We start from the raw sequence: 26349 nt of genomic DNA on the forward strand, positions 1-26349 counted from the left end.
TACATGTCAGCCATGCAAATTTGCAGGGCTGAAAAAAGAAGTGGCCTCGCTCGAGGGGAGAGCGAAGCCACAAGGGATTGCGGAAACGAGTCCCGCAAGGAGGGAACGCAGCAGGGCGCAAGGGAGGAGGAGAAGCACCCGCTGTGTAGGGAGGGATATAGGCTGTGAGCTTCTGCCCAACAATTGGGCGTTCAGCATGTTAGTTATGCAGTGCGTGCATGCATTTTAAGCCGAATATGTCTGGACATGTCGTGAGGCTGTCATGGGATTCGACGTGTCAGCGGCGGTCGATCCGGACGCTGTGCGGTCCGGCTCGGTACTATTGCGCTTTCGGGAAGCCGGCGAGGCGTTCGGCGCGGTCGGGGGTGAGGCGCGGCGTGGTCACGATGCCGTACACCAGTCCAATCACACTGCTGGCGGCGATGGCGCCACGCTCCGAATAGCGGCTGTCAACGGAATTGTCGCGATTGTCACTGATGACTAAGATATGGCCCTTGGGCACGGTCACCAGTGGGGTATCGTCGAAAAAGCCGTCGGGCAGGCTGTCGATGACGACATAGCTGGTGCCTTCGGGCGTGGTCTCGCGCAGGAAACGGCATTCCTTGCCCTCCGTCACCAGAGGCGGGCAACCCTCGGCGATCGGCGTGGCGAGGGGTGTGAGGTCCATTGGCACATTGTCGATGAAGACCTGCCCTGACCTGACCTGGACGGTCTCCTTGCCCAGGGCGACAACGCGGCTGAGCTGGGCGCTGCCATCAGCGAAGTAGACGACGAGGTCGCCGCGGCGCAGTGCACCGGTGGGTGGCAGGGCGAGAATGACGTCGCCCTGGCCCAGGGTCGGCATCATGGACGTGGAGGGGACGTTGAAGAGGGGGGCTGCCTGTGGCTGCAGGACAGACGCAACCAAGAAAAGGAAGACCACCGCCATTCGGCCATAGGCCTCGCGGCCTTCTGACCCAAGACCGCGCCGCCGGCGCGTTCTTGCCGCGAAGCGGCCGGTCAGAAGCTCCACTCTCTCGCCTTGGCGACGAGGAAGTCGCGGAACACGCCGACGCGCTTGGAGTTTTTCAGAGCCGGCGGATAGACGAAATAGGCTTCGTAGGCCGGCAGTTCGATCTCGGGCAGGACCTGGATCAGGTTCTTTTCGTCTTCGGTCACATAGTCGGGCAGCATGGCGATGCCGGTGCCGGCCCGGCAGGCCTGCAGCATGCCGTAGATGGAATTGACCTTGAGCGTGGCGCGTCGCGGGCTGGAATCGGTGCGGCCCATGCGCTCGAGATAGTTGATGTCGCCCAGATAGGAGGGGACGGGCTCGCCGAAGCTGACGACGCGATGCTCGTCGAGCTGTTCAGCGCTGGCGGGCATGCCGAATTCGTCGATATATTTGTTGGAGGCGTAGAAGTGGTTGTGCACCGTGAACAGCTTGCGCTGGATCATTTCCGACTGGTTGGGGCGGTGCAGGCGGATGGCCACGTCGGCTTCGCGCATGGCCAGGTCGAGTTCGGCGTCGTTGAGGCGGATTTCGAGTTGGATCAGCGGATAGAGCTTCAAGAACTCGTCGAGGCGCGAACTCAGCCAGGTGGAGCCGATACCGACGGTGGTGGTGACGATCAGCGGCCCGGTCGGAACGTCCTGGGACTCCGACATCTGGGTTTCCACCTGCTGGAGTTCCCAATGCATGCGGTGGGCGGTGCGGAACAGTTGCTCGCCCACCTCGGTCAGCACCAGGCCGCGCGCATGGCGGATGAAGAGTTTGAGGCCCAGGTCATCTTCGAGCGCCGAAATCTGCCGGCTGACGGCCGATTGGCTCATGCCCAGCTTTTCTGCTGCATGGGTGAAGCTGCCCGACTCGGCGGCGGTGTGGAAAATCCGGAGCTTGTCCCAGTCGAGCATTTGTTGACGCTTTCTAGTTGGGGCCTTGGGGTAGTTTACTCCGCCGCTTCGGCGAGTTCGTGTTCAGCCAGGTATCGTTCCGCTTCCAGGGCCGCCATGCAACCCATGCCTGCTGCCGTGATTGCCTGACGGTAAACGTCGTCGGTCACGTCACCGGCGGCAAAGACGCCGGGGATGTTGGTTTCGGTCGTTCCCGGTTTCACCTGGAGGTAGCCGCCGGGCTTCATGTCGAGCTTGCCCGCAAAGATCGAAGTCGAGGGGGCATGGCCGATGGCGATGAAGACGCCGTCGACAGGCTGCTCGTAGGTGCGGTTTGTGGCGATATCGCGAAGGGTCACGGTGTTGACCGAGGGCGGCATGGCCGAGCCGCCGATATCGGCGATCTCGTGGTTCCAGCGCACTTCGATCTTGGGGTTCTTGAACAGGCGCTCCTGCAGGATCCGCTCAGCACGGAATTCATTGCGGCGATGCACAAGGATGACCTTGGAGGCAAAGTTGGTGAGGAAGAGCGCTTCTTCCACGGCAGTATTGCCGCCGCCGACGACGAGCACTTCCTTGTTGCGATAGAAGAAGCCATCGCAGGTGGCGCAGGCGGAAACGCCAAAGCCCTGGAATTTCTGCTCCGAGGGCAGGCCAAGCCATTTGGCCTGGGCGCCGGTGGCGATGATCAGGCTGTCGGCGGTGTAGATCTCGCCGCTGTCGCCGGTCAGAACGAAGGGGCGCTTGTCGAAATCGACATGGGTGATCAGGTCGTTGACGATTTTCGTCCCGACATGCTCGGCCTGCGCCTGCATCTGCTCCATGAGCCAGGGGCCCTGGATGACGTCGGCAAAGCCGGGGTAGTTTTCGACATCGGTGGTGATGGTCAGCTGACCACCGGGCTGCAGGCCCTGGATCATCACGGGTTCCAGCATGGCGCGCGCCGCGTAAATGGCGGCGGTGTAGCCGGCAGGACCGGAACCGATGATGATGACTTTCGCGTGCATCGCAACGCTCTCCGACAAATGCGAGTACTCCCTCTGCCACTAGTTAAGGGGCGAAGGAGCGCTCTTTCAAGGCAAACTGTTCTTTTGTGGAGCACCTGCCTGTGGAACAGGCGGAAATGTCACACGAATTCGGGCAAATGCCCATGGAATAGGCGTCAGACGTACTTGATCTTGAGGATTTCGTAGCTGCGAGCGCCACCTGGGGCGGAAACTTCGAACGAATCGCCCTCTTCCTTGCCGATCATGGCGCGGGCGATGGGCGAGGAAATCGAGATGCGACCGCCCGACGCGTCGGCTTCCGGATCACCGACGACCTGGTAGGTCTTTTCTTCCTCGGTGTCCTCGTCGAGATAGGTGACGGTGGCGCCGAACTTGACGGTCGAGCCGCTCAGCTTGGTGACATCGATAATGTCGGCCAGAGCCAGGATGGTCTCGAGTTCCTTGATGCGGCCCTCGTTGAGGCTCTGCTGTTCCTTGGCGGCCGAATATTCGGCGTTTTCGGACAGATCCCCGTGAGCGCGCGCTTCGGCGATGGCGTCGATGATGCGACGGCGCTCGTTCGCAGTGCGGTGCTCAAATTCAGCGGTCAGGGCCTTGTGGCCACCGATCGTCATCGGGATCTTTTCCATTTAGTCGCCTCCAATCGGGCAGGGCATTCAATAGGCTAACCCTCAGCCAAAATCCGTTCGGCGTGCGCTTCACGATTAGTTTTGAGGGGAGATGACCCAAATTGCCCGGCTGTCGCCTTCCGGTCAAGCCGGTGTCGTGATCAAGATGGCCATGTCCACATGCGTATTCAAGTCAGGCTGCTCTTGCGTCGAAAGGTCCCAGTTCATGAAGTTCACTTTGCGCGCCACAGTATTGAGCGGCGTTGTTGCGCTAATGCTTGGTGTTCCCGCATATTCTCAGACAATCGAAACCAGTGCGGGTCGGCTCAGCGCCACCGTGGTCGCCGAAGGGCTGGAATTTCCCTGGGGACTGGCACTGCTGCCGGACGGGCGCATGCTGGTGACAGAACGGACCGGACAGTTGCGACTCATTGCCGATGGCACGGTGGGCGAGCCCATAGCGGGGGTGCCCGTGGTGCTTGACGAGGGGCAGGCGGGGCTGCTCGACATTGCTATCGCGCGGGATTTTGCAACCAGCGGCATGGTCTACATGACGTTCGTCGAGACCGCCGAGCAGGCGGGCAAGCCCGAGGGCGTCGGCACGGCCGTGGTGGCGGCGCGGCTGGTGCTCGACGGCGCAACCGGCCGGCTCGAAGACAGCAAGGTCATCCTGCGGATGAACAATTACACCTATACTTTCGTGCATTACGGATCGCGGGTGGTGGTCGGGCTGGACGGCAACCTGTTCGTGACGCTGGGTGATCGCGAAAACGGGATGCGGGCGCAGGATGGTTCCGATCTTGCCGGGGCGGTTGCGCGCATCGCGCCGGATGGCAGCATTCCCGGCGACAATCCCAATGTGGATGGCTGGGCACCCGAGCTCTGGAGCAAGGGGCACAGGAACCCGCAGGGTGCGACCTTGCGCGAGGATGGACAATTGTTTCTGGTGGATCACGGTGAGTGGGGTGGGGACGAGGTCAACATGCCGCTGGCCGGCCGCAATTACGGCTGGCCGCTGATCTCCTATGGCAAGAGCTATTCGGGCGGGAGCTTTCCGGCAACAGCGCAGGACGGGCTGGAGCAGCCCTTGCACTATTGGGATCCATCGATCGCGCCGTCGGGCCTCGATTTTTACGAGGGCGATTTGATTCCCGAATGGCAGGGCGATCTTCTGCTCGGCGCCTTGAGTGGCAACAAGCTGGTCCGTCTCGATATGAGCGGCGACACGGTCGTGGGGGAAGAGGCGCTGTTTTCGGGTCAGTTTGGGCGCATCAGGGATGTAAAGGTGAGCCCGAGGGGCGATATCTATCTGCTGACCGACGAAGAGAATGGAAAGCTGATCCGGGTGGCGCCGGAGGGTCGCTAAGGCATTGTCAGCGCGCGGTTGACATAAAACCGTAATGTGGGTGTGAGCATTGGCGAGCTGACACAGGAGCCCCACATGTCCAATTCCCAGCTGCAGGCCGAGCTCGATCGCATCCGTGCGGAAATTACCGACAGTTTCGACGAGGAACTGGAGCTGCAGTTCGAGGACGATCAGCTCGAAATGCTGGCGGGCGGCGAAGAGCGACCGGGTGGCCAGACCATGGACCGCCGGGTTTATTTCCGCGAGCTGTTCCGCCTGCAACACGAGCTGGTGCGGCTGCAGGACTGGATCGCGCATAGCAAGCTCAAGGTGGCGGTGATCTTCGAGGGCCGCGACTCGGCGGGCAAGGGCGGCGCCATCAAGCGCATCACCCAGCGGCTCAATCCGCGCGTCTGCCGCGTGGTGGCCCTGCCTGCGCCATCAGATCGCGAGAAGACGCAGTGGTATTTCCAGCGCTTCGTGCCCCATCTGCCGGCGGCGGGCGAAATGGTGCTGTTTGATCGCTCCTGGTACAATAGGGCCGGTGTCGAGCGGGTCATGGGTTTCTGCACGCCCGACGAGCTGGAGGAATTCTTCCGCTCGGCACCCGAGTTCGAAAAAATGCTGGTGCGCTCGGGCATCATCCTGATCAAATTCTGGTTCTCGATTACCAATGAGGAGCAGGAATTCCGCTTCAAGATGCGCATCGAGGATCCGCTCAAGCAGTGGAAGCTGTCGCCGATGGACCTGGAATCCCGCCGCCATTGGGAAGACTATACCAAGGCCAAGGAAGACATGCTGAACCGCACGCATATTCCGGAATCGCCCTGGTGGGTGGTGGATGCGGACGACAAGAAGCGGGCGCGGCTCAATGTGATCTCGCATCTGCTCGAAGCCATTCCCTATGAAGATGTGCCCAAGCATCAGATCGAACTGCCCGAGCGTATCCGTCACCCTGATTATGCCCGTGGCCCGATCCCGGTGGAAATGAAGGTCAAGCCGATCTACTGACGCCTTCGTAAAGGCTTGTCTCTTGGGCTTGCTGCGCCGACAATGGCTGCGCAGCAAGCCGGAGCATAAAGTTGGCCGATACCAGCCATATCGTGGGCGGGGGACCCAAGAAGGTCCTCTATACCCTGGCGACCATTGCCCGCATGGGGGTGGGCAAGGCCGGCAAGGCGCTGACGGCCAAGAATGCCTGCAAGGCCTGTGCCTATGGCATGGGCGGGCAGCGCGGCGGCATGACCAATGAGCTCGATGAGTTTCCCTCGGTCTGCAACAAGAGCGTGCAGGCGCAGTCGACCGATCTGCAACCGGCCATTCCGCTCGAGATTTTTGAGCATCCGCTGGGCGACCTTCAGGAGCTGACCGGCAAGGAGATAGAGCATCTCGGCCGGCTCGGCACGCCGCTGTTCAAGCGGGCGGGTGCGGATAAGTTCGAGCCGGTGGATTGGGAGTTTGCCATTGACCATGCGGTCGACAGGCTGAAGGCGACCGATCCCCGGCGCAGCTTTTTCTACTCGTCTGGGCGTTCGTCCAACGAGGCCGGCTTCATTTTCCAGCTGCTCGCTCGGGCCTTTGGCACGAACAATGTCAACAACTGCTCCTATTACTGCCACCAGGCGACGAGCGAAGGTCTCGCCACGACGATCGGCAAGGGTACGGCCAGCGTCGAGCTGGAAGACCTGACCGGGGCGGATCTGATCTTCGTGATCGGCGCCAACCCGTCGTCCAACCATCCGCGCTTCATCCATATGCTGAAGAACTGCCGCGAGCGGGGCGGGCAGGTGATCGTGATCAATCCGGCGAAAGAGCCAGGACTGGTGAAGTTCGCCGTGCCGAAGTCGCCGCGCTCCATGCTCAAGGGCGGCAGCGAGATAGCCTCGGATTATGTGCAGCTGCGTATCGGAAGCGATATTGCGCTGATGAAGGGCATTGCGAAAGCGGTGCTGGAGCTGGGGCTCGAAGACGGTGCCTTCATCGCGGCGCATGCTGCCGGATTCGAAGCGTTCCGGACCGATCTCGAAGCCTTGGGCTGGGACGAGATCGTCTCGGCCTGCGGCATTGCCCGTGCCGAGGTGGAGCAAATTGCGAGGCAGTATGGCCGGGCCGAGCATGCGGTCTTTGCCTGGGGCATGGGCATGACCCATCACATTCACGGCGTGGCCAATGTCGAGGCGATCGCCAATCTCGCCATGCTGCGCGGCATGGTGGGCAAGCGCTATGCGGGTCTCTTGCCGCTGCGCGGGCATTCCAATGTGCAGGGGATCGGCACGATCGGGGTCAAGCCGGTGCTGGCCAAGGATGTGCTGGCGAAGATGGAAGCGGCGTTCGGAGTGAAATTCCCCGAAGAGAAAGGCTTCGACACCATGGCCTGCCTCAAGGCGGCCGAGGCGGGCGACGTCGACAGCGCGGTCATCATGGGTGGCAACCTCTGGGGCGCGACGCCGGACCGGGCCTTTGCCAGCCGGGCCATGGCGGCGATCGGTTTCAAGCTCTTCCTCACCACCACGCTCAACATGGGCCATGTGCATGGGTTGGGTGACGGCGAGGTGCTGATCTTGCCGGTCACGGCGCGCGACGAGGAGTGGGAGCCAACGACGCAGGAATCCATGTTCAACTATGTGCGGCTCAGTGACGGCGGCATCTGCCGGCTGGAGAGCGTGCGGCCCGAGAGCTGGATCCTAGGCGAGATCGGGCAGGGGCTGATGCCCAATTCTCCGATTCAATTCAAGGCGTTCAGCGCGCATGCGAAAGTGCGCGATGCGATTGCCGCGGTGGTTCCGGGCATGGAACAGCTGGCCGATATCGACGTGGCCAAGCGCGAGTTCCACATCAAGAGCCGGGTCATGCACACGCCCGAATTCGGCACGCCGGACGGCAAGGCGCATTTTGTGGTGACGCCGCTGCCTCAGCTGCAGCGCGAACGCCTGACTTTGGCGACCATGCGCAGCGAGGGGCAGTTCAACACCATCATCTATGAGGAAAAAGACAGCTATCGCGGTGGCGCGGGACGGCATGCGGTGTTTCTCAACAGCGAGGACATGGCGGCCTTTGGGCTGAGCGAAGGACAGGCAGTGACCCTGGCGTCAGATGTCGGGCGCATGCCAGCGGTGGCGACGGCATTCGACCTGCCGCGTGGCAGTGCCATGGCCTATTACCCCGAAGCCAATGTGCTGGTGGGCACAGCGGTCGATCCGCGCAGCAAGACGCCGGCCTTCAAGTCGGTACCGGTCTGGATCGAGACGCTGCCCGGCTAAATGCTCGGAACCGGAATCTATTAAGGCGTTGGTTACCATGTCCGGGCATGCTGTGGCACGTCTGCAGCAGAGGCCAAGGCCATGACGAACAAGGAACATTCCGCAGTCGCGGCATCGCCGCGGGCCATGCGGGTGGTCATGGACGGGATCAGTGGCGAGCTCAACAGCTATGCCACCAGCAATCTGCAGATCGTCAAGCAGACCAAGCTCCTGGCCATCAATGCCATCATCGAGGCGGCGCGGGCAGGCGATGCCGGCAAGGGCTTTGCCGTGGTCGCCAATGAAGTGCAGCGGCTGGCCGACAGCGCTGCCGATATCGCCATGCGCTTCCAGGACGTGCTGGTGGGGCGGATTTCGCTCAGCCGGGTGATGAGCGAGACGCTGGTCGACGAAATGGAAGGCGTGCGGCTGATCGATCTGGCGCAGTCGCTGGTGCAGCTGATCGTGCGCAATCTCTACGAGCGAACGGCGGACGTGCGCTGGTGGGCGACCGATACGGCCTTCTGGGAAGCTCTGGCCGTCGCCGATGCAGAGCGGGTCGCCTTCGCGGCCGACCGGCTGGCGGTGATCAACAGGTTCTACAGCGTCTATTGTGATCTCGTGCTGACCGATGCCCGTGGGCGAGTGGTGGCCAGTGCCAACGGCGCGCATGCGCGTGCGCTGGCGGGCGCAGACCTTTCGCGCGAAGCCTGGTTCCGGGACGCCATCAAGACCGCGTCCGGCGACGATTATGCCGTGGGCGAAGTCATGGTGAGCCCGCATCATGGGGGGCAGGAGGTGCTGGTCTATAGTACCGCGGTGCGGGCCGGTGGACGGGCCGATGGCGCGGTTCTCGGGACACTTGGCGTCTACTTCGATTGGCAGAAGCAGGGTCGTTCGATCGTCGAGACCGAGGCGGCATTACCGCCCAAGATTGCCGAGCGCACGGAGGTTATGCTGCTCGATGCCAAGCGGCGGGTCATCGCCTCGACCCGGGCCGGCGGCATGTTCACCACCTTCGATCTGCAGCACCAGGAGCGGTCTCGCGGCAGCTATTATGATGGTCGCGGCAATATCGTCGCCTTCGCACAGACGCTGGGCTACCAGGAATATGACGGCCTGGGCTGGTGGGGCGTCGTGGTGCAGGGCACCGAACAGGACGAGGCCATTCGCCAGCGGCTTGGCCTCGTCGCCGGTTGAGCTTTCGGTCGGGATCAGGGTGCCGCGGCCTTGGGGCCGAGCAGCATGATGGCAGGTTTTTCGGTGAGCAGTCTTTTGGCGACGGCCTGGACCTGTTCGGCGGTCACCGCCTTGATCATCTCGGTGCGGCGGGGCAGGTAGTCGATGCCCAGGTCCCAGAGCTGCAGACCCACAAGGGTGCTGGCAATGGCGCTGGAGGAGCTGAATTCCTGCAGAGCTGCCGAGCCGATCATGTATTTCTTGACGGCAGCGAGCTCTTCTTCGGTCGGACCTTCCTCGACCAGCCGTGTGATGACGTCCTCGATCACCGAGAGGGTTTCGGGGGCGCGGTCGGCGCGGGTGGAGGTGGAGACCATCAGGTTGCTGCTGTGGCGCATATTGGCCAGCGAGGCGCTGACGCCATAGGTCAGGCCGCGCTTTTCGCGCACTTCCGCATTGAGGCGGGAGATGACGCTGCCGCCGCCGAGGATTTCGCTCATGACGCGGGCGGCGAAGAAATCGGGATCGTCGAGCCCGACGCCCGGATAGGCCATGAAGATATTGGTCTGGGGCAGGGGATATTCCACCGCCAGATCCTTGCCCAGCGCCGGCGCGATGTCCTCCACCGCGGTGAGGCTGGCTTCGGCAGGCAGATCGCCAAACACCTGATCCAGCACGGCCTCGGCGTCCTCGGCGGTGATGGCGCCGACGATGGCGACATGCAGGTTGCTGCGGGCAAACATGGCGTCATAGCTGGCGCGCAGGTCCTCGGCGGTGATGGATTTCAGCGTTTCCGGCGTGCCTTCGCTGGGGCGGGCGTAGGGATGGCTGCCGAAGAGGGTTTCGTTCCAGAGCTTCTGAGCGGCGGTGGCCGGGTTCTGCGCGTCGGCGGCCAGGCTCGAGAGCAGCTGGGCCCGCATGCGGTTGATCGGGTCCTGGTCGAAGCGCGGCTGCTGCACGGCCAGCGTCAGCAAGTCGAGCGCCGCTTCGCGTTCATCGGCCAGCAGGCGCATGGTGCCAGAAATGGTGTCCTTGTCGCTGCCAAAGCCCATTTCGGCCCCGGCCTCGTCTAGGGCGATCTGGTAGGCCTCGCTGTCGAGGTCGCCGGCGCCCTCGTCAAAAAGAGTCGTCATCAGGCTGGCGAGGCCTTCCTTGCCGGCCGGATCCTGGGCGGCGCCGCCGTCAAAGGCGAAGCGGATGGTGATGATGGGCACGGAATAGTCTTCGACCAGCCAGGCCTCCACCCCGCCGGGCGAGGTGATCTGCTGGAACTGCACCTCGGCATGGGCCGGCAGGATGGAGGCCAGCAGCAGGGCGGGAGCAGCGACAAGGGTGACGCTGCGGCGGAGCGCGGAAAAAAAGGTCATTACTGGGCTCCGTTTTCGCTGGGCAGCAGATAGCCGGTGACCGACACGTCGGGGTCGAGATACTTTTTGGCGACGGCCTGGATCTGTTCGGGGGTGACGGCACGGATGCGGTCAGGCCATTGTTCGACGTCTTCCACCGTGCCGTCATTGGCGAGGCGGCTGCCGTAGATATTGGCCATGTTGGACTGTTCGTCGCGGGCAAAGATCAGGCCGCGGACATAGCGCATCTTGGCGGCGTCCAGCTCTTCGGGCGTAACGCCGTCGTCGATCAGGCGCTGGACCTGGGCAGTGACAGCCGCCTCCACCTCGTCAAGCGTGTGCTCGCCCTGGGGGGCACCATAGACGGTGAAATTGCTGGGGTCGTAGGAGCCGCCGTCATAGCCGGCGCCGGCAGCAGAAGCGAGGCCCTGCTTGACGACGATCTCCTGGTAGAAGCGACTGCGCGAGCCTCCGCCGAGGATTTCCGAAAGCAGATCAAGTGCCTCGGCCTCGCCGTTTTCGGCGGTGCGATAGGTGGGGGTGAGCCAGCCGCGGGTAAAACTTGGGATGCCGACGCGCGGATCGCTCAGGGTCACGGTGCGGGCGGTGTCCTGGTGCGGCTCGGAGGGGCGGATGCGCGGCGGCAGGTCGGGGCCGCGCTCGACCTTGCCATAGGTCGCCTCGGCCATGCTGCGGACTTCGTCGGCATCGACATCGCCGGCCACGACCAGCACGGCATTATTGGGCGCGTAATAGCGGTGGTAGAAATCGAGCGCATCCGCGCGGCTGAGCTGTTCCATCTCGTGCAACCAGCCGATGACCGGCACGCGATAGGGATGGTTCTGGTAAAGCGTGGCGGCGCTTTCTTCGGCCAGCAGGGCCTGGGGGCTGCCTTCGATGCGCTGGTTGCGCTCCTCGAGAATGACGTCGCGCTCGGCGTCGATCACCTCTTCGGGCAGGACGAGGCCGCGCATGCGGTCGGCTTCGAAATCCATCATCGAGCTCAGCATGTCGGGTGGCACGGTCTGGAGATAGACCGTCACATCCTTGGTGGTGAAGGCATTGGTGTAGCCACCGACCTCGGCAATGGTGCGGTCCATCTCGCCGGCCGGGTGCTTTTCGGTGCCCTTGAACATCAGGTGTTCGAGGAAATGGGCAATGCCTGACTTGCCGGCGGGCTCGTCGGCGCTACCGATCTTGTACCAGAGCATATGGGTGACGATGGGCGCGCGGCGGTCGGGGATGACGACGACCTCGAGCCCGTTATCCAGCGTGAAATTGCTGATCTCCGCCTCTGCCGGCGGCTCGGCCGGCGCGCCTTGCGCAAAGGCGCTCAGGGTCATCAGGGCGCCCATGGTCAGGGTCAGCAGGGGTCTGATCGGCATTAAAGGCTCCGAAATTTCTAGGCAGGACAAGGCGATAGATTGCCTCGGTGAGGTTGGCGACAACCCTTTACGGGATAATGGGGCGTAATTCCGACCGCTGCTGCGACCCGTTGCCCCGATGGGCGGCTTGCCCTACATAGGCGGCCAATCCCTGAACTCCCCAAGAGGTTGCCAGAGCATGGCTCGCCAGTTCATCTATCACATGCACGGAATGTCCAAGTCCTATGCCGGCGGCAAGAAGGTGCTGGACAATATCCACCTCAGTTTCTACCCCGACGCCAAGATCGGCATCCTGGGCCCGAATGGCTCGGGTAAATCGACGCTGCTCAAGATCATGGCCGGCATCGATACCGAGTTCCAGGGCGAAGCCTGGGCAGCGGATGGCGCCAAGATCGGCTATCTCAGCCAGGAGCCCGAGCTTGATCCGGCGCTCAACGTGCTGGGCAATGTCATGACCGGCGTCAAGGAAAAGAAGGCCATCGTCGACCGCTACAACGAGTTGATGATGGAATATTCCGACGAGACGGCCGATGAGGCCTCAAAGCTGCAGGACGTCATCGACAGCCAGAACCTGTGGGATCTGGAATCGCAGGTGGAAGTGGCCATGGAGGCGCTCGGCTGCCCGCCGGGCGATGCCGATGTGACCCAGCTGTCGGGTGGCGAACGCCGCCGCGTGGCGCTGTGTGCGCTGCTGCTCAGCAAGCCTGACCTGCTGCTGCTCGACGAACCGACCAACCATCTCGACGCCGAAACCACGTCGTGGCTGGAGCGGCACCTGCGCGAATTCGAAGGCGCGGTGCTGATCATCACCCACGATCGCTACTTCCTCGACAATGTCACGGGCTGGATCCTTGAGCTCGATCGCGGCCGCGGCGTGCCCTATGAGGGCAATTACTCGGCCTATCTCGGCGCCAAGGCCAAGCGCTTTGCGCAGGAAAAGAGCGAAGACGCCGCCCGCGCCAAGGTGCTCGAGCGCGAAAAGGAATGGATGGGTCAGTCTCCTCAGGCGCGTCAGTCCAAGTCCAAGGCCCGCCTCAAGGCCTATGACGAGCTGGTCAAGATCAACGACGCCCGCACGCAGTCCCAGACGGCACAGATCATCATTCCGCCCGGCGAACGCCTCGGCCATAATGTGATCGACGTGGAAGGCCTCTCGAAGAGTTTTGGCGATCGCCTGCTGATCGACAACCTGACCTTCAAGCTGCCCCCGGGCGGCATCGTGGGCATCATCGGTCCGAACGGCGCCGGCAAGACCACGCTGTTCAAGATGCTTACCGGCCAGGAAAAGCCCGATGCGGGCACGGTGACCGTGGCCGAGAATGTGCACCTCGGCTATGTCGACCAGAGCCGCGACAGCCTCAACCCGAACAAGACCGTCTGGGAAGAAATCTCCGAGGGTGACGAAGTGCTGCTGCTCGGCAAGCGCGAGATGAATTCGCGCGCCTATACGTCGACCTTCAACTTCAAGGGCGGCGACCAGCAGCAGAAGGTGGGCAATCTCTCGGGCGGACAGCGCAATCGCGTGCACCTGGCCAAGATGCTCAAGAGCGGTTCGAATGTGTTGCTGCTCGACGAACCGACCAACGACCTCGACACCGAAACCCTTGCAGCACTTGAAGAAGCGCTGGAAGAATTCGCCGGCTGCGCCGTGATCATCAGCCATGATCGCATGTTCCTCGATCGCCTGGCGACGCACATGCTGGCCTTTGAAGGCGACAGCCATGTCGAGTGGTTCGAAGGCAATTTCGCCGACTATGAAGCCGACAAGATCCGCCGGCTGGGTGCAGATGCGGTCAACCCGAAGCGGGCGACATACAAGCCGCTGACGCGCTGATGAGTTCGAGGCGTCCCGGGAGCGGGGCGCCTCACTTGCATTGTGGCCCGGAAACCATTGAAATGGCGGGATGATGCAGTGTCGGCAAATGTGTGCGACACGTGGTTGGTAGAAGCATTGACGACCGGGCGCCTTGGCGCGCCCGTTGCTGTGGGGGCAAGATGAAGTGTGTTGCTGCGACCCTGATCTGGGGCGCGATGGTGATGGCAGTCTCGGCGGCGCCGGGGCAGTGCACCGTGACAGGGTATGGCACGTTCGAGTGTGACGTGGCGCTGGATGGGCAGGGGCTGACCTTCGGTCTGCCCGACGGCGGTCTGTTTGCCTTTGCGCTGACCGGCGAGGATGAAGGCGCGGCCTATCTTGCCGGGGCAGATACGGCGCCGGGAGCGCTGCCGGAAGAATTGCGCGGCCTTGTGGCGGTGGACGGCAAGCCGGGCTGCTGGGCGCGGGATGACGAATTTGAGTTCTGCGTGCTCGTCGAAGAATAGGGAGCGGGCCGGTTCGGGCCTGATCTGGATATGAATGACGAGGCCTTCTCGGTTTCGGTGGGCGGCGCGGTGCTGACTGGTGTCCGGCGCGGCGAGGGACTGCCGGTGGTGTTTCTCCATGCCGGGGTTTGCGACAAGCGCATGTGGCGGTCGCAGATCGAGATGGTGGCCGAAGAGGGTTGGCAGGGCATTGCCTATGACCGGCGTGGCTATGGCGAGGCCGAGAGCCCGGACGAAGAGTTCAATCACGTCGATGACCTCGAAGCCGTGCTCAAGGCGCTCGATATCCATGCGGCGGTGTTTGTCGGCTGTTCGATGGGCGGCGGCCTGGCAGTGGACTTCGCGCTGCGCCATCCCGGGCAGGTGATTGGCCTTGTGCTGATCGGGACCTCGGTAACCGGCGCGCCCTGGAGCGCAACCGATGTCGAGGAGCAGCTCGAAGAGGTCGAGGCAGATGCCTATGACCGGGGCGATCTCGACATGATCAACCGGGTGCAGGCGCATGCCTGGCTCGACGGGCCCCGCACGTCCGGCGGCCGGGTGACCGGCGCGGCGCGCGAGCTGTTCCTCGACATGAATGCCATTGCGCTCTCAAAGCCGCAGCTGACGCTGGAAGAAGAACGGCCGAGCGCCTGGCGGCGGGTTGGCGAGGTCGGTGCGCCGACGCTGCTGCTGGTGGGTGACGAGGATTTTTCCGCGCTGATCGACCGGCACGAGATCCTGTCGGAAGAAATGCCCAATGCCTTTGCCGCAGTGCTCGAAGGGGTGGCGCATATCCCCAGTATCGAGCGGCCGGAACTGGTGAACTCGATGATCCTCGAATTTCTCGATGCGATCGAGGGCGGGGATGATGAGGATGAGGATGAGGATGAGGGCGACGAGGACTAGATCGTCATCCTCAGACATTGATTCAACACATTAAAAGGCCGGTTCAACAGATTGGTCTGTTGAATCGGCCTCTTGTTTCAGCACGCTGAAGTTACAGCGTTTTTTATGCCGCGAGGATGCCGTCGAGGTGCTTGTCCAACTGCGCCGTGGGGGTGTTGGTCAAGTCCTTGTTGAGTTCGGCGACGACGGTTTTCTGTACGGCCGGGGAAATGGCCTTGCGCAGATCCCCCAAGGCGATGGGCGCCGCAGCGATCACCAGACGGTCAAAATCGCCCTTCTGCTGGTGTCGGCCGAGGGTCGCGGCGACTGATTTGACGAATTCGGCCTCGCGGTGCTCGACCGGATCGGTCTTGGGCGCCATGCCGCCGCCAAAGGCGCCGCCGCCGCTCTTGCTGCCCGGACGGTCGGTGACGATATCCTGCGCCTGCAAAGGCTCGATGGCCCAGTCGAGACCTTCGACCTGCTTCAGCCCCTTGCCCGGACCACTGTTCTCAAGCACGCGCGCTTGCGCGCCGTCAGCGATCAAAACCCAGGTGACGGTCTTCTTCATGATGAAACTCCTGCTGGTCGTGGTCATGTGAGGCGCGAAATATGCGCTGGAGATCAACGCGGGTGGCGGAAAAAGGTTGGCTCGATCCATCAGCTTTGGTCCTTGCAGCGATCACAAACTGTCATTGGCGGGCAGGGCGGCAGGCTGGTATCAAGGCGTACCGCCCGGCTCGGGGCGCGGAGAATCTCATGACACTGCCCGAATCTACCCCCGAGGTGATCGCCTCAAGCCAGCCGGGCCGACGCCCCATGTCCGACAGCAGCAAAGGTGTCGTTGCAGCGCTGTTGGCCTATGCTCTCTGGGGATTTCTGCCGCTGCTGTTCAAGCAGGTGGAAAGCGCGGGGTCCGTCCTGATCGTGGCCGAGCGGACGCTGTGGTCGCTCGTGTTGCTGGCATTAATCCTGTCCTTTACGGTCGGGTTCGGAGAGGTGCGGGCGCTGTTTGCGGATCGCAAACGGGCACTGATCACGCTATTTGCGGCCGTGCTGCTCGCGGGCAATTGGCTGCTCTACGTGTGGGCCGTGGAAACAGGCCAGGTGCTGGAAGCCAGCTTTGGCTATTTCATCAATCCGCTGATCAACGTGCTGCTGGGCATGGTGCTGCTGGGCGAGCGACAGAACCGGTTGCAGACAGTCTCGATCGCCATTGCGACGATTGCCATCGCCATCCAGGCGATTGGTCTGGGCGGGGTGCCCTATATCGCGCTGGGTCTTGCCTTCAGCTTTGGCCTTTACGGCTATATCCGCAAGACGGCAAAGATGAGCCCGGCCTCGGGCCTGTTCTCCGAGGCGATCATGCTGGCGCCCGCGGCAATCGCCTATGTCATCTACAATATCGCCACGGTCGGCGTCGGCGTGCACGCCGATCCGCAGATGATGGTGTGGCTGGTCCTGACGGGGCCTGCGACTGCAATCCCGCTGCTGCTGTTTGCCTTCGCCGTCAGACAATTGCGGCTGACGACGATCGGCATGTTCCAGTATATCGCGCCGTCGATCCAGTTCCTGCTCGCCATCACGCTGTTCGGCGAGCATCTCAACGGGCTGCGCCTGATCAGTTTTGCGCTGATCTGGCTGTCACTGATCGTGTTCAGCTATGACAGCTTTGCGCGCCGCAAGCGGGTGCCGGCCGCAGTCTAAAGCTGCGTCGCGCGGATAACCTCGGCCATCTTGTCGAAGGTGGCGGTAAAAGGCGTTGCCTCGCGCCAGACCAGCGACAGCAGGCGCTGCGCCCCGGGAGAGGCGAGGTCGTGGATGGCGATGCGCGGGTCAGTCGCCTCCTTGCGCAGGGCAATGCGCGGCAGCAGTGTCACGCCCTGCCCATTGGCAACAAATTCCACAATGGTCGACAGCGATGTGGCTGCGAAGGTGCGGGCACCGACATCGCCATCGATGCGACAGGCGGCAATGGTCTGATCGCGGAAGCAGTGGCCCTCGTCGAGGAGCAGAATGCGCTCGGGTGCGAGGCTTGAGAGCGCCACGGGTTCGCTGCCACCCTCCTGCCGGCTGGTGGCCAGCACGAAGGGATCGGCAAACAGGGGCCGGCTGGCGAGACGCGGCCCCTGCACCGGCGGGGCGGTGCCGATCAATGCAATATCGAGGCTGCCATCGACGAGGCCGGCCACCAGCGCGTCGGTGCGATTCTCGCTGATGGTAAAGTCGAGACCGGGCAGGTCCCTGGTCAGCGCCGGAAAGACCTGCGGCAGCAGATAGGGCGCAACCGTCGGGATAAGGCCGAAACGGATGGGGCGGTCGGGCGTACCCGCATGACCCTGGGTGAAGGCCGACAGCGCATCCGCGCTTTCGAGCACGAGGCGTGCGCGGGCAACAAATTCACTGCCGAAGGGCGTCAGTCGCACACCTGACTTCAGCCGGTCGAACAGCGCCGTCTTGCAGACATCCTCGACGGCCTGCACCTGCTGGCTCAGCGCTGGCTGGCTGACATTGCAGGTCCCGGCGGCGCGGCCGAAATGGCCGGCTTCGGCCACGGTCACGACATAGCGCATCTGTTTCAGGGAAAGGTGCATGATAGGCTCTGCTTATACATGAACGAAGCATTATCGATTGGCCTGATGGTTGTCACCTTCCTATAACCCCAGCAACAGCAAGCCATCAGGAGACCGTCATGTCCGATCCCAACGCAACCAGTGCGTCCGAAGCCAAGTGCCCCGTCGATCACGGCGGCGGCGCACCCAAGAAGCATGGCGGCAATGCCCAGTGGTGGCCCAAGGCACTCGATGTTTCGATGCTGCACCGCAATTCATCGCTCTCGGATCCGCTGGGTGCGGAATTCGATTACGCCGAAGCCTTCAAGTCGCTCGACCTGGCGGCCGTCAAGGCAGACCTGCGCGCGCTGATGACTGACAGCCAGGAGTGGTGGCCGGCTGACTTCGGTCATTATGGCGGCCTCTTCATCCGCATGGCCTGGCACAGCGCCGGCACCTATCGCATCACCGACGGTCGTGGTGGCGCGGGCCAGGGCCAGCAGCGCTTTGCGCCGCTCAACTCCTGGCCGGACAATGCCAGCCTCGACAAGGCGCGCCGCCTGATCTGGCCGGTCAAGCAGAAGTACGGCAACAAGATCTCCTGGGCCGACCTGATGATCCTGACCGGCAACGTTGCGCTGGAATCGATGGGCTTCAAGACCTTCGGTTTTGCTGGTGGTCGCGCCGACGTCTGGGAACCCGAAGAACTCTATTGGGGTCCGGAAGGCACCTGGCTGGGCGACGAGCGCTATTCGGGCGAGCGGCAGCTCAGCGAGCCGCTGGGCGCCGTGCAGATGGGCCTGATCTATGTCAATCCCGAAGGTCCGAACGGCAACCCGGATCCGCTGGCCTCGGCCCGCGACATTCGCGAAACCTTCAGCCGCATGGCAATGAATGACGAAGAAACCGTGGCGCTGATCGCGGGCGGCCACACCTTCGGCAAGACCCATGGTCGCGGCGACCCGTCGTTGATCGCCGCCGAGCCGGAAGGCGCTGACCTCGAAGATCAGGGCTTGGGCTGGAAGAGCAGCCATGGCACGGGCATTGGCCCCGACGCCATCACCTCGGGTCTTGAAGTCACATGGACCCAGACGCCGACGCGCTGGAGCTATTATTTCTTCTCGAACCTCTTCGATTTCGAGTGGGAGTTGAGCGAAAGCCCGGCTGGCGCCAAGCAGTGGGTGGCCAAGGGCGACCACTATGTCATTCCCGATCCCTTCGATGCGGAAAAGAAGCACCGCCCGACCATGCTGACCTCGGATCTGGCGCTGCGCTTTGATCCGATCTACGGCCCGATCTCGCGCCGCTTTTACGAGAACCCGGACCAGTTTGCCGATGCCTTCGCCCGCGCCTGGTTCAAGCTGACCCATCGCGACATGGGTCCAAAGGTGCGTTATCTCGGAGCCGAAGTGCCGCAGGAAGACCTGATCTGGCAGGACGTCATCCCGGCCGTCGACCACGCGCTGGTCAATGACGCCGACATCACCGCACTCAAGGCCAAGATCGTCGCGTCGGGCCTGCCGGTTTCCGACCTGGTGTCGACCGCCTGGGCGTCGGCAGCGAGCTATCGCGGTTCGGACAAGCGCGGCGGCGCCAATGGTGCCCGCATTCGCCTCGCGCCGCAAAAGGACTGGGAAGTCAACCAGCCGGCCCAGCTCGGCAACGTGCTGGCTCAGCTCGAAACCATCCGCGCGGACTTCGAAGCCTCCGGCAAGAAGATCTCGTTGGCCGACCTGATCGTGCTGGCGGGTGGCGTTGGTGTCGAACAGGCGGCCAAGGCTGCAGGACAGGATGTGTCCGTGCCCTTCACTCCGGGCCGCATGGATGCGTCGCTGGAGCAGACCGATGTGGTGTCCTTCGGAGCGCTGGAGCCGCGCGCCGATGGCTTCCGCAACTACTACAGCAAGCGCAGCTTCCTGCAGCAGGAAGAGGCCCTGATCGACAAGGCACAGCTGCTGCGCCTGACCGGTCCGGAAATGACCGTGCTGGTCGGTGGCTTGCGTGTGCTCGAGGCTGGCGTCAATGCGCATGGTGTCTTCACCGACAAGCCCGGCGCCCTGACCAATGACTTCTTCCTCAACCTGCTCGACATGGCCACGGTGTGGTCGCCAAAGGCCGGCGAGGAGGGCGTCTATGAAGGCCGCGACCGCACGAGCGGCGCGCTGCGCTGGACCGGCACCCGCGTCGACCTGATCTTTGGCAGCCACTCCCAGCTGCGCGCCCTGGCCGAAATCTACGGCCAGTCGGACAGCGGCGCCAAGTTCACCAGGGACTTCGTCGCCGCCTGGGTCAAGGTCATGGAGGCCGACCGCTTCGACCTGCGCTGATCGCGCGTGACGAACAAAAGTAAAGGGCCCCGGGAAACCGGGGCCCTTTCCATTTTAAGAAAACTGTCCGTTTCAGGGGCCAGCGCGGGCTTGGCATCAGCAACTGGCCCGGAACGCGGGCAGTTTCAGGTCGATACAAGTTTAATAAAATTTCCCGAGAGGCTTTCAGGGGCCTGTATCTGTGGGGGTCTAGGGTAACAGTCGAGATTTCCTCTGGCCCCAGGACGGACCATGTCTGAACTCGATCAAGGCGAACGCGCTTTTTCCAGCTTCCGGGTACTCAACGGCGAGCACAACCACAACGAGCGCGAGCAGCTGTTTCGCAATATGGCGCAGCTGTTCAGCTATGTGTCGGATCGCTGCGACGACGATCAGGTGGCCCAGTATGACGAAGTGCTGTGCCAGCTGGCCGAGCTGGTCGAGCTGGAAGCGCGGGTGCATGTGGCCCAGTTGCTGGCGCCGCTCGATCGGGCGCCGGGGTCGGTGGTGGTCAAGCTGGCCCATGACGACATCGAAGTGGCCAAGCCGCTGCTCGAGTTTTCCAATGTGCTGTCCGATGACGACCTGATCGACATTATCTCCAACCTCACCGAAGCGCATCGCGTGGCCATCGCCGGCCGCGCCAATGTGCCCGAGCGGGTGGGCGAGGCGATCGTCGAGCATGGCGAGACGGATTCGGTGGTGCGCCTGGTGCGCAATGCGGCAGCGGAACTGCATCAGTCGACGCTGCACAAGCTGGTCGAGCGTGCTTCGCGCGACAGCGAGATCGCCGCCGACCTGCGCAATCGCTCCGACATCGACTGGAAGTCGTTGCGCAGCGAGATCGAAGAGGCCTCCAGCAGCGTGCTGGAGAACCTCGACACCAGCCAGGGTATCGACCCGGTCGCCGCCGGCAAGGTCAATGCCGTGGTCTATAACCGCATGCGCAATCGCGCCGGCTTTTCGGCCAATGAGTGGAAGGTGGCCTATAACCAGGTCAAGGCGCTCAGCGATCGCAAGCAGCTCGACGAACGTGCGCTGGCCCGCTTTGCCCGCTTCGGCTATGGCCACCATGCCGCGGCGGCACTGACGGTGATCCTCAGCGTCTCGCCGGAAGTCTTCGTCAAGTGGCTGGCCAGCCAGGATTATGTGGCGATCACTGTGGCGCTCAAGGCTGCCGGGCTTTCGTCCGACCTGTTCGAAGCCATCGTCTCCACCTTGCCCTGGCGCGACCTGCCGTCAGACGCCGACAAGAAGATGGTGGTCAGCCGTTTCGACGCGCTGGAACGCGACGAAGCGCTCGGCATCTTCGAACTCTGGCGCGCCCATGCCTTCCGCAAGCGCGCCGTCAGCGAACCCCGCCAGAACGTGGCCTAAGGAACGACGTCCAGGTCGGTCTGACGAAACTCATTGGCGGTCGCCAGGATGGGGACTTTGTAATATTTCGCGCTGGCGTAATGCATGCAGTCAGCGAGGTTGAGGCCACGCCGGCCGGACCTAAAACGCGCGGCCGCGAAGCTGGCGAGGTGGACAACTTCTGAAGGATTGTCCACATCGCGGATGACGATATCGCGCGCTCGCATCAGTTGGACCAAGGACAATGCAGCTTCGTCCACCGGCACGTTCCATTTGTCCGGTCTCGACAATGCCAGGACCGATTCAAGCACGGCTAATGGTGATGTGAAGCTTCCGACCGTTGAACCCAAGATGTCGTCAACTCGCGACTGCTCCTGCTCTTTTGAGAACAGCGCTACGATCGCTGAAGCGTCAACGAACATCGGGCTCGTCCTCGAAGGATTCGCCCGACATCTCGTCAAAAACCGATTTTGGTAAGGGAATATGAGCCGTTGGGCTTGGCACAACTCCGTTCTGCTTCAGAATTCGGTCTATCAGTTCGTTGATCGGCTCTCGCGGCCGGCGCCGCTCCAGCGCCTCTTCCATTGCGATCACAACGGCTTCTAGCGGGCTTACGCCTTCCCGCTCTGCCAGTTGACGGGTCAGTTGATCTGCCTTGCTGTTGAGGTCCATCTACGCCTCCATCGCAACTAGAATACTCCAAGCACCGAGGTCGGTCCATCTGGCATGCGTTACCCCCTAGACCTGCCCACAAACTGAATATAAAGATATCTTTATATCTTGTGAGGGGCGGATGGCGCGTCTGGATGAAATGGTTGGGGTGCTGAAGGCGGCGGGGGAGGATACCCGGCTGCGGCTTCTGGCATTGCTGGCTGATGGCGACCATTCGGTCAAGGACCTGACCGAAATTCTCAAGCAAAGCCAGCCGCGCGTGTCGCGTCACCTCAAGCTTCTGGCTGATGTCGGGCTAATCGAGCGCAATGCCGAGGGCGCCTGGGCCTATTACGGGCTGGCACAGGAGGGCGATGCCTCTGAACTGGCGCAATGGCTGATTTCCCGTGTCGATCCGGCCGATATTGACCGCGCGCGTGATATCGAGCGGCAGCAGAAAGTCCGGTCGGCGCAGCAGTCTCTGGCGCGGGAATATTTCGCCAAGGTGGCCGGCAGCTGGGACCTGCTAAAGACGCTGCATGTGCCGGAAGAGGCGGTGGAAGCGGCAGTGGTCGCTGCGCTCGATGGGCGCAAGGTTGATACGCTGATCGACCTTGGCACCGGCACCGGCCGCATGCTCGAAGTGCTCGAGGACAGCTACAAGCGCGGTATCGGCATCGATTCGAGCCGCGAAATGCTGGCGGTAGCTCGGGCGCGCCTGGCCAGTGCCGGACTTGGTCATGCGCAGGTGCGGCTGGGCGATATCGGCGATGTCGAGCTATCGGCGGGGCCCGCCGATGTCATCGTGGTGCACCAGGTGCTGCACTATTTCGATGATCCGGGCCGCATGCTGGCGCAGGCGAGACGCCTGCTGAAGCCGGGTGGCGAGATGGTGATCGTCGATTTCGCCCCGCATGACCTCGAATTCCTGCGACAGGAGCACGCCCATCGGCGGCTCGGCCTGTCGCAAAGCCAGATGAGCGGCTGGGCCGCGGCGGCAGACCTTTCGGTCGACGACTGTCGCGAATTCCCCAGCCAGGACAATGAACGTGGCCTGACGGTTTGCCTGTGGCGCCTCAGCGACAAGACGAAGACGGACCAGACCCATGCTTGACGACAATCTCCGCGCCAGCCGCCAGACGGCAGACCAGCGCCCGGACCTGCAGATTTCCTTCGAATTCTTCCCGCCCAAGACCGACGTCATGGAGGAAAAATTCTGGGACAGCGTGCATAAGCTCGCCCCGCTCAAGCCGCGCTTCGTCTCGGTTACCTATGGTGCGGGCGGGTCGACGCGCGAGCGTACCTTGCGCATGGTCAGCCGCATCAAGGCGGAGACCGGTGTCGATGCGGCTGCGCATCTGACCTGTGTCGGGGCGACGCGCGACGAGGTCGATGCCGTGGTGCGCGATTTCCAGCAGGTGGGCGTCAACCGCATCGTCGCCCTGCGCGGTGATCCGCCGGAAGGGGTCGGGCAGCCGTTCACCCCGCATCCGCAGGGCTATCAGAATGCGGCTGACCTGGTGGCCGGGCTGCGCCGGATCGGGGATTTCGACATCTCCGTTGCTGCCTATCCGGAAAAGCATCCGCAGAGCCCGGACTGGGCCTTCGAGATCGACAATCTCAAGCGCAAGATCGATGCGGGGGCCAATCGCGCCATTACGCAGATGTTCTTCAGCAATGCGGACTATCTGCGCTACGTCGAGCGCGCCCGCGCGGCCGGCATAACGGCACCGATCGTGCCGGGCATCCAGCCGATCCACAGCTTCAAGCAGATTTCGAGCTTTGCCGCACGCTGCGGCACCTCGATCCCGGCCTGGCTGGCCGAGCGTTTCGAAGGGCTCGATGACGAGCCTGAAACCCACGCGCTTGTGGCTTCGGCGGTTGCGGCAGAGCAGGTGACCGAGTTGCTCGACGAGGGTGTTACCGAATTCCATATCTATACGCATAACCGCTCGCCACTGGCGCTGGCGCTGGCGCGGATCCTGGGACGGCGACCGGCGGCCTGAGCGGCCACATCTCCGTGACTTTAACCTTGCGTTCACCATGATCTGGTGCCATTTGCACGCCACCTGCGGGCACGCGCGCTGACTTGCGTCATTCAGCTTGAGTTCAGCTTGCGGGGTGCATTGCTGGTAGCGTGGCCCGGTTCCATAATACGGCCACGAAAACCGGCTCTTTCGCCCCGATACGGAGGGCGAAGCAATTCGGGACGTCAGCGCATGAAACTTGATCGCCGCATCACCAATGGGCTCGCCTGGGCCGGTGTTCTTCTCGTTGTCGGTATTCCGGCCGCGGATATGCTGTCGGCGCAGTTTTCCGGCGATAGTGCCGAACAGATTGCCGTGGTAGCGCCTGTTGCCCCCACGCCGGCACCATCGGCGCAGCGGCCTGAGCAGCAGGCCGCAGTTGTCGCTCCCAAGCCCGCCGCGGCCCAGAGTGCCAATGCGGTGGACAGTTTCGTGCAGTCTGGCAAGCCGCTGCCGAGCTATATCACCGGCGGTGGCGCTGCGGCGCCCGCTCCAACGCAGGCAGTTGTGCCCGCCAAGCCCACGGCATCACCGACCGTGAATACGCCGGCACCGACGCAGACCACGCCAACCCAGGCAGCAACCACGCAGCCGGTCCGCACGCCCATCGTCACCGATCCTGTGCAGGTGGCGTCCATTCCGCCCAAGGTCGCGCCGGTGCCCATGCCCCTGTCGATGCGGCCCGATCCGATCCGTGTTCCCGTCGCCAACAGCACGCCGCCGGCCGATATCATCCTGCCGCCGGGTCTGGGCAATGTTCCGCGTCCCCCGTCGGGCATGGTGGATTCGGCCGATCTCGAAGATTGGGAAAGCGGTCCGCTGTCCGAATTCCTGGCCCAGCGCGAGGGCAGGGGCAACAGCTCGGCAACGGTGACGTCGGATTACGATCCTAATGGCTTCTTCCTCGATCAAGGCCCGGCACCAGGCCGTGACCGGATTGTCGGTCGGGAAGTGCAGCCGTTCTTTTTCTATTCCGAATAGGCTCAATGCCGCCATGCATTGGCTGCCGGTGGACCTTGTTACCGGCAATGGTTAGTTTGCGCCTCCCTGAGCGGACACAGCGCTGTTCGATTCCCTGCGTTAGAGCGGAACCGGCCCCACATGCCCGATAGCGAAAAGCAGATGGATATGTGGGAAAGGCTGAGCGACTTCGTCGGCTCCTTCAGCCAGCGCACCGGTATCGCCGGATCGCTGGCCAATGCGCTCGATCCCGATACCTGGCTGCCGGGCGGCCGTGATGCGGCCTTTACGCTGGCGCTGATTGCGCTTGCCGCCAAGATGGCGGTGGCCGATGGGGTCGTGACCGCGTCGGAAGAGCGGGCCTTCAAGGCGACTGTCGAGATCGCTGCTGGTCACGAAGCGCAGGTGGCGCGGGTGTTCAACCTCGCCAAGCAGGATGTCGCCGGTTACGACGCCTATGCGCGCAAGGTCAGCCGCTTTTTCCAGGACAGTCCGGAAACGCTCGAGCATGTGCTCGATAGTCTGTTCTACATCGCCACGGCCGATGGCCTGGTGCATGAGGCCGAACTCGACTACCTCCGCTCGGTCAGCGACATCTTCGGCTTCGACGATGTGCGCTTCGAACAGATGGCAAGCCAGCATGTGCAGCTTGAGGCGGGCGTTGATCCCTATGCGATCCTGGGGCTGGCGCCCAATGCCGACGCTGCAGAAATCCGCCGTGTCTATCGCGCCCTAGTGGCCGAACACCATCCCGACCGGCTGATTGCCAAGGGCGTCCCGGAAGACCTGATCGATATCGCCACCGACCGCATGAAAGCGATCAACCTGGCCTATCAGGCGCTGACAAAGCCGGTGCAAAACCCCATGCTGGCGGCGCCCGATCCGGCCAGCGCTTGACGCGGGGTCATTGGACTCTCTACATCACGCCTGCCAGTTGACCGGGTGGCCGCTGGCAGTGGGGTAACCTGCTGCTGGAGGAAAGTCCGGGCTCCTTCGAAACACGGTGCCGGTTAACGGCCGGCGGGGGCGACCCCAGGGAAAGTGCCACAGAAAGCAAACCGCCTGCCTTCGGGTCGGTAAGGGTGAAAGGGTGCGGTAAGAGCGCACCGGGCGACCAGCAATGGAAGCTGCACGGTAAACCCCACCGGGAGCAAGACCAAATAGGGATGACGCGGGGCTTTACGTCCCAGCCAGTTTTGAGGCCAGATCATCCGGGTTGGTTGCACGAGCGTCCTGGTAACAGGCGCCATAGATGAATGGTCACCACGTCTGCCCGCAAGGCGCAGGCCCTACAGAACCCGGCTTATAGGTCAACTGGCGTTTTCCT

At 62.9% G+C, this 26349-nt stretch carries 24 protein-coding genes and 1 other RNA gene; 15 read left to right on the plus strand and 10 right to left on the minus strand.

What is annotated here, in order from left to right; all coding sequences use genetic code 11:
- Positions 1–319 precede the first annotated feature (319 nt).
- The 4 genes from lepB to greA all read right to left on the minus strand — a co-directional run bounded on the left by lepB (position 320) and on the right by greA (position 3508).
- Positions 320–1012, minus strand: a complete 693-nt coding sequence (lepB, locus tag P0Y65_03840) for a signal peptidase I (protein ID WEK05399.1) — start codon at positions 1010–1012, stop codon at positions 320–322.
- Positions 1000–1893 (minus strand): LysR family transcriptional regulator, encoded by an 894-nt coding sequence (locus tag P0Y65_03845; GenBank protein WEK05400.1) that lies wholly within the window; start codon positions 1891–1893, stop codon positions 1000–1002. Before P0Y65_03845 ends, lepB begins: the two co-directional genes overlap by 13 nt.
- A gap of 35 nt (positions 1894–1928) precedes the next feature.
- A complete protein-coding gene (trxB, locus tag P0Y65_03850) occupies positions 1929–2879 on the minus strand; it encodes a thioredoxin-disulfide reductase (protein WEK05401.1) in 951 nt (316 codons plus the stop codon).
- Positions 2880–3034: 155 nt separating this feature from the next.
- Complete coding sequence (gene greA / locus P0Y65_03855) at positions 3035–3508, minus strand: transcription elongation factor GreA (protein WEK05402.1); 474 nt, start codon at positions 3506–3508, stop codon at positions 3035–3037.
- 205 nt (positions 3509–3713) lie between these two features.
- Between greA and P0Y65_03860 the strand changes: the two genes are divergently transcribed.
- From P0Y65_03860 to P0Y65_03875, 4 genes are all read left to right on the plus strand, one after another.
- On the plus strand, positions 3714–4853 hold the full coding sequence (locus P0Y65_03860) for a PQQ-dependent sugar dehydrogenase (GenBank protein WEK05403.1): 1140 nt from the start codon (positions 3714–3716) through the stop codon (positions 4851–4853).
- Between the two features lie 75 nt (positions 4854–4928).
- Positions 4929–5843 carry a polyphosphate kinase 2 gene (gene ppk2 / locus P0Y65_03865; protein ID WEK05404.1) on the plus strand — a complete coding sequence of 305 codons (915 nt, stop codon included), beginning with the start codon at positions 4929–4931 and terminating at the stop codon, positions 5841–5843.
- 71 nt (positions 5844–5914) lie between these two features.
- Entirely contained in the window at positions 5915–8092 is a 2178-nt protein-coding gene (locus tag P0Y65_03870; GenBank protein WEK05405.1) for an FdhF/YdeP family oxidoreductase, read from the plus strand.
- 81 nt (positions 8093–8173) lie between these two features.
- Complete coding sequence (locus P0Y65_03875; protein ID WEK05406.1) at positions 8174–9271, plus strand: methyl-accepting chemotaxis protein; 1098 nt, start codon at positions 8174–8176, stop codon at positions 9269–9271.
- A 14-nt stretch (positions 9272–9285) separates the two neighbouring features.
- On the opposite strand, the gene P0Y65_03880 is transcribed toward P0Y65_03875, so the two are convergent.
- Positions 9286–10617: a pitrilysin family protein gene (locus P0Y65_03880; protein ID WEK05407.1), complete on the minus strand. Its 1332-nt coding sequence runs from the start codon at positions 10615–10617 to the stop codon at positions 9286–9288.
- On the minus strand, positions 10617–11939 hold the full coding sequence (locus P0Y65_03885; GenBank protein WEK06724.1) for a pitrilysin family protein: 1323 nt from the start codon (positions 11937–11939) through the stop codon (positions 10617–10619). The genes P0Y65_03880 and P0Y65_03885 overlap by 1 nt, the downstream gene beginning before the upstream one ends.
- A 220-nt stretch (positions 11940–12159) precedes the next feature.
- Here P0Y65_03885 and ettA point away from each other — a divergent pair, with 220 nt between their 5' ends.
- The 3 genes from ettA (at position 12160) to P0Y65_03900 (ending at position 15191) form a co-directional block, all read left to right on the plus strand.
- Positions 12160–13815, plus strand: a complete 1656-nt coding sequence (gene ettA, locus P0Y65_03890) for an energy-dependent translational throttle protein EttA (GenBank protein ID WEK05408.1) — start codon at positions 12160–12162, stop codon at positions 13813–13815.
- A gap of 161 nt (positions 13816–13976) precedes the next feature.
- On the plus strand, positions 13977–14303 hold the full coding sequence (locus P0Y65_03895; GenBank protein ID WEK05409.1) for a hypothetical protein: 327 nt from the start codon (positions 13977–13979) through the stop codon (positions 14301–14303).
- A 30-nt stretch (positions 14304–14333) separates the two neighbouring features.
- On the plus strand, positions 14334–15191 hold the full coding sequence (locus P0Y65_03900) for an alpha/beta hydrolase (GenBank protein WEK05410.1): 858 nt from the start codon (positions 14334–14336) through the stop codon (positions 15189–15191).
- 103 nt (positions 15192–15294) lie between these two features.
- Here P0Y65_03900 and P0Y65_03905 read toward each other — a convergent pair whose 3' ends face one another.
- Positions 15295–15741: a host attachment protein gene (locus tag P0Y65_03905; GenBank protein ID WEK05411.1), complete on the minus strand. Its 447-nt coding sequence runs from the start codon at positions 15739–15741 to the stop codon at positions 15295–15297.
- A gap of 188 nt (positions 15742–15929) precedes the next feature.
- Between P0Y65_03905 and rarD the strand changes: the two genes are divergently transcribed.
- Entirely contained in the window at positions 15930–16877 is a 948-nt protein-coding gene (gene rarD, locus P0Y65_03910; GenBank protein ID WEK05412.1) for an EamA family transporter RarD, read from the plus strand.
- On the opposite strand, the gene P0Y65_03915 is transcribed toward rarD, so the two are convergent.
- Complete coding sequence (locus P0Y65_03915) at positions 16874–17764, minus strand: LysR substrate-binding domain-containing protein (protein WEK05413.1); 891 nt, start codon at positions 17762–17764, stop codon at positions 16874–16876. The genes rarD and P0Y65_03915 overlap by 4 nt on opposite strands.
- A gap of 98 nt (positions 17765–17862) precedes the next feature.
- On the opposite strand from P0Y65_03915, the gene katG reads away from it, so the two are divergent.
- Positions 17863–20049, plus strand: a complete 2187-nt coding sequence (gene katG / locus P0Y65_03920; GenBank protein ID WEK05414.1) for a catalase/peroxidase HPI — start codon at positions 17863–17865, stop codon at positions 20047–20049.
- Between the two features lie 231 nt (positions 20050–20280).
- Entirely contained in the window at positions 20281–21405 is a 1125-nt protein-coding gene (locus P0Y65_03925; protein WEK05415.1) for a DUF2336 domain-containing protein, read from the plus strand.
- Here the strand turns inward: P0Y65_03925 and P0Y65_03930 are convergent.
- Positions 21402–21806: a type II toxin-antitoxin system VapC family toxin gene (locus P0Y65_03930; protein ID WEK05416.1), complete on the minus strand. Its 405-nt coding sequence runs from the start codon at positions 21804–21806 to the stop codon at positions 21402–21404. The genes P0Y65_03925 and P0Y65_03930 overlap by 4 nt on opposite strands.
- Positions 21796–22056: a type II toxin-antitoxin system VapB family antitoxin gene (locus P0Y65_03935; GenBank protein WEK05417.1), complete on the minus strand. Its 261-nt coding sequence runs from the start codon at positions 22054–22056 to the stop codon at positions 21796–21798. Before P0Y65_03935 ends, P0Y65_03930 begins: the two co-directional genes overlap by 11 nt.
- A 121-nt stretch (positions 22057–22177) precedes the next feature.
- Between P0Y65_03935 and P0Y65_03940 the strand changes: the two genes are divergently transcribed.
- From P0Y65_03940 to rnpB, 5 genes are all read left to right on the plus strand, one after another.
- Positions 22178–23149: a metalloregulator ArsR/SmtB family transcription factor gene (locus tag P0Y65_03940; GenBank protein WEK05418.1), complete on the plus strand. Its 972-nt coding sequence runs from the start codon at positions 22178–22180 to the stop codon at positions 23147–23149.
- Complete coding sequence (metF, locus tag P0Y65_03945; GenBank protein ID WEK05419.1) at positions 23142–24041, plus strand: methylenetetrahydrofolate reductase [NAD(P)H]; 900 nt, start codon at positions 23142–23144, stop codon at positions 24039–24041. The genes P0Y65_03940 and metF overlap by 8 nt, the downstream gene beginning before the upstream one ends.
- Positions 24042–24254: 213 nt before the next feature.
- Entirely contained in the window at positions 24255–25043 is a 789-nt protein-coding gene (locus tag P0Y65_03950; protein WEK05420.1) for a hypothetical protein, read from the plus strand.
- A gap of 120 nt (positions 25044–25163) precedes the next feature.
- A complete protein-coding gene (locus P0Y65_03955; GenBank protein WEK05421.1) occupies positions 25164–25919 on the plus strand; it encodes a DnaJ family molecular chaperone in 756 nt (251 codons plus the stop codon).
- 33 nt (positions 25920–25952) lie between these two features.
- Positions 25953–26344: RNase P RNA component class A (gene rnpB / locus P0Y65_03960), an RNA gene on the plus strand.
- Positions 26345–26349 lie beyond the last annotated feature (5 nt).

Source organism: Candidatus Devosia phytovorans (genome assembly GCA_029202405.1).
Lineage (GTDB): Bacteria > Pseudomonadota > Alphaproteobacteria > Rhizobiales > Devosiaceae > Devosia > Devosia phytovorans.

Coding starts and splice junctions, on each gene's coding strand:
- P0Y65_03950 (WEK05420.1), top strand. CDS start 24,255: ATGAAACTTGATCGCCGCATCACCAATGGGCTCGCCTGGGCCGGTGTT.
- P0Y65_03930 (WEK05416.1), bottom strand. CDS start 21,806: ATGTTCGTTGACGCTTCAGCGATCGTAGCGCTGTTCTCAAAAGAGCAG.
- P0Y65_03915 (WEK05413.1), bottom strand. CDS start 17,764: ATGCACCTTTCCCTGAAACAGATGCGCTATGTCGTGACCGTGGCCGAA.
- P0Y65_03905 (WEK05411.1), bottom strand. CDS start 15,741: ATGAAGAAGACCGTCACCTGGGTTTTGATCGCTGACGGCGCGCAAGCG.
- P0Y65_03895 (WEK05409.1), top strand. CDS start 13,977: ATGAAGTGTGTTGCTGCGACCCTGATCTGGGGCGCGATGGTGATGGCA.
- greA (WEK05402.1), bottom strand. CDS start 3,508: ATGGAAAAGATCCCGATGACGATCGGTGGCCACAAGGCCCTGACCGCT.
- P0Y65_03935 (WEK05417.1), bottom strand. CDS start 22,056: ATGGACCTCAACAGCAAGGCAGATCAACTGACCCGTCAACTGGCAGAG.
- P0Y65_03900 (WEK05410.1), top strand. CDS start 14,334: ATGAATGACGAGGCCTTCTCGGTTTCGGTGGGCGGCGCGGTGCTGACT.
- P0Y65_03885 (WEK06724.1), bottom strand. CDS start 11,939: ATGACCCTGAGCGCCTTTGCGCAAGGCGCGCCGGCCGAGCCGCCGGCA.
- P0Y65_03875 (WEK05406.1), top strand. CDS start 8,174: ATGACGAACAAGGAACATTCCGCAGTCGCGGCATCGCCGCGGGCCATG.
- P0Y65_03955 (WEK05421.1), top strand. CDS start 25,164: ATGCCCGATAGCGAAAAGCAGATGGATATGTGGGAAAGGCTGAGCGAC.
- katG (WEK05414.1), top strand. CDS start 17,863: ATGTCCGATCCCAACGCAACCAGTGCGTCCGAAGCCAAGTGCCCCGTC.
- ettA (WEK05408.1), top strand. CDS start 12,160: ATGGCTCGCCAGTTCATCTATCACATGCACGGAATGTCCAAGTCCTAT.
- rarD (WEK05412.1), top strand. CDS start 15,930: ATGACACTGCCCGAATCTACCCCCGAGGTGATCGCCTCAAGCCAGCCG.
- P0Y65_03880 (WEK05407.1), bottom strand. CDS start 10,617: ATGACCTTTTTTTCCGCGCTCCGCCGCAGCGTCACCCTTGTCGCTGCT.
- trxB (WEK05401.1), bottom strand. CDS start 2,879: ATGCACGCGAAAGTCATCATCATCGGTTCCGGTCCTGCCGGCTACACC.
- metF (WEK05419.1), top strand. CDS start 23,142: ATGCTTGACGACAATCTCCGCGCCAGCCGCCAGACGGCAGACCAGCGC.
- P0Y65_03940 (WEK05418.1), top strand. CDS start 22,178: ATGGCGCGTCTGGATGAAATGGTTGGGGTGCTGAAGGCGGCGGGGGAG.
- P0Y65_03860 (WEK05403.1), top strand. CDS start 3,714: ATGAAGTTCACTTTGCGCGCCACAGTATTGAGCGGCGTTGTTGCGCTA.
- P0Y65_03925 (WEK05415.1), top strand. CDS start 20,281: ATGTCTGAACTCGATCAAGGCGAACGCGCTTTTTCCAGCTTCCGGGTA.
- ppk2 (WEK05404.1), top strand. CDS start 4,929: ATGTCCAATTCCCAGCTGCAGGCCGAGCTCGATCGCATCCGTGCGGAA.
- P0Y65_03845 (WEK05400.1), bottom strand. CDS start 1,893: ATGCTCGACTGGGACAAGCTCCGGATTTTCCACACCGCCGCCGAGTCG.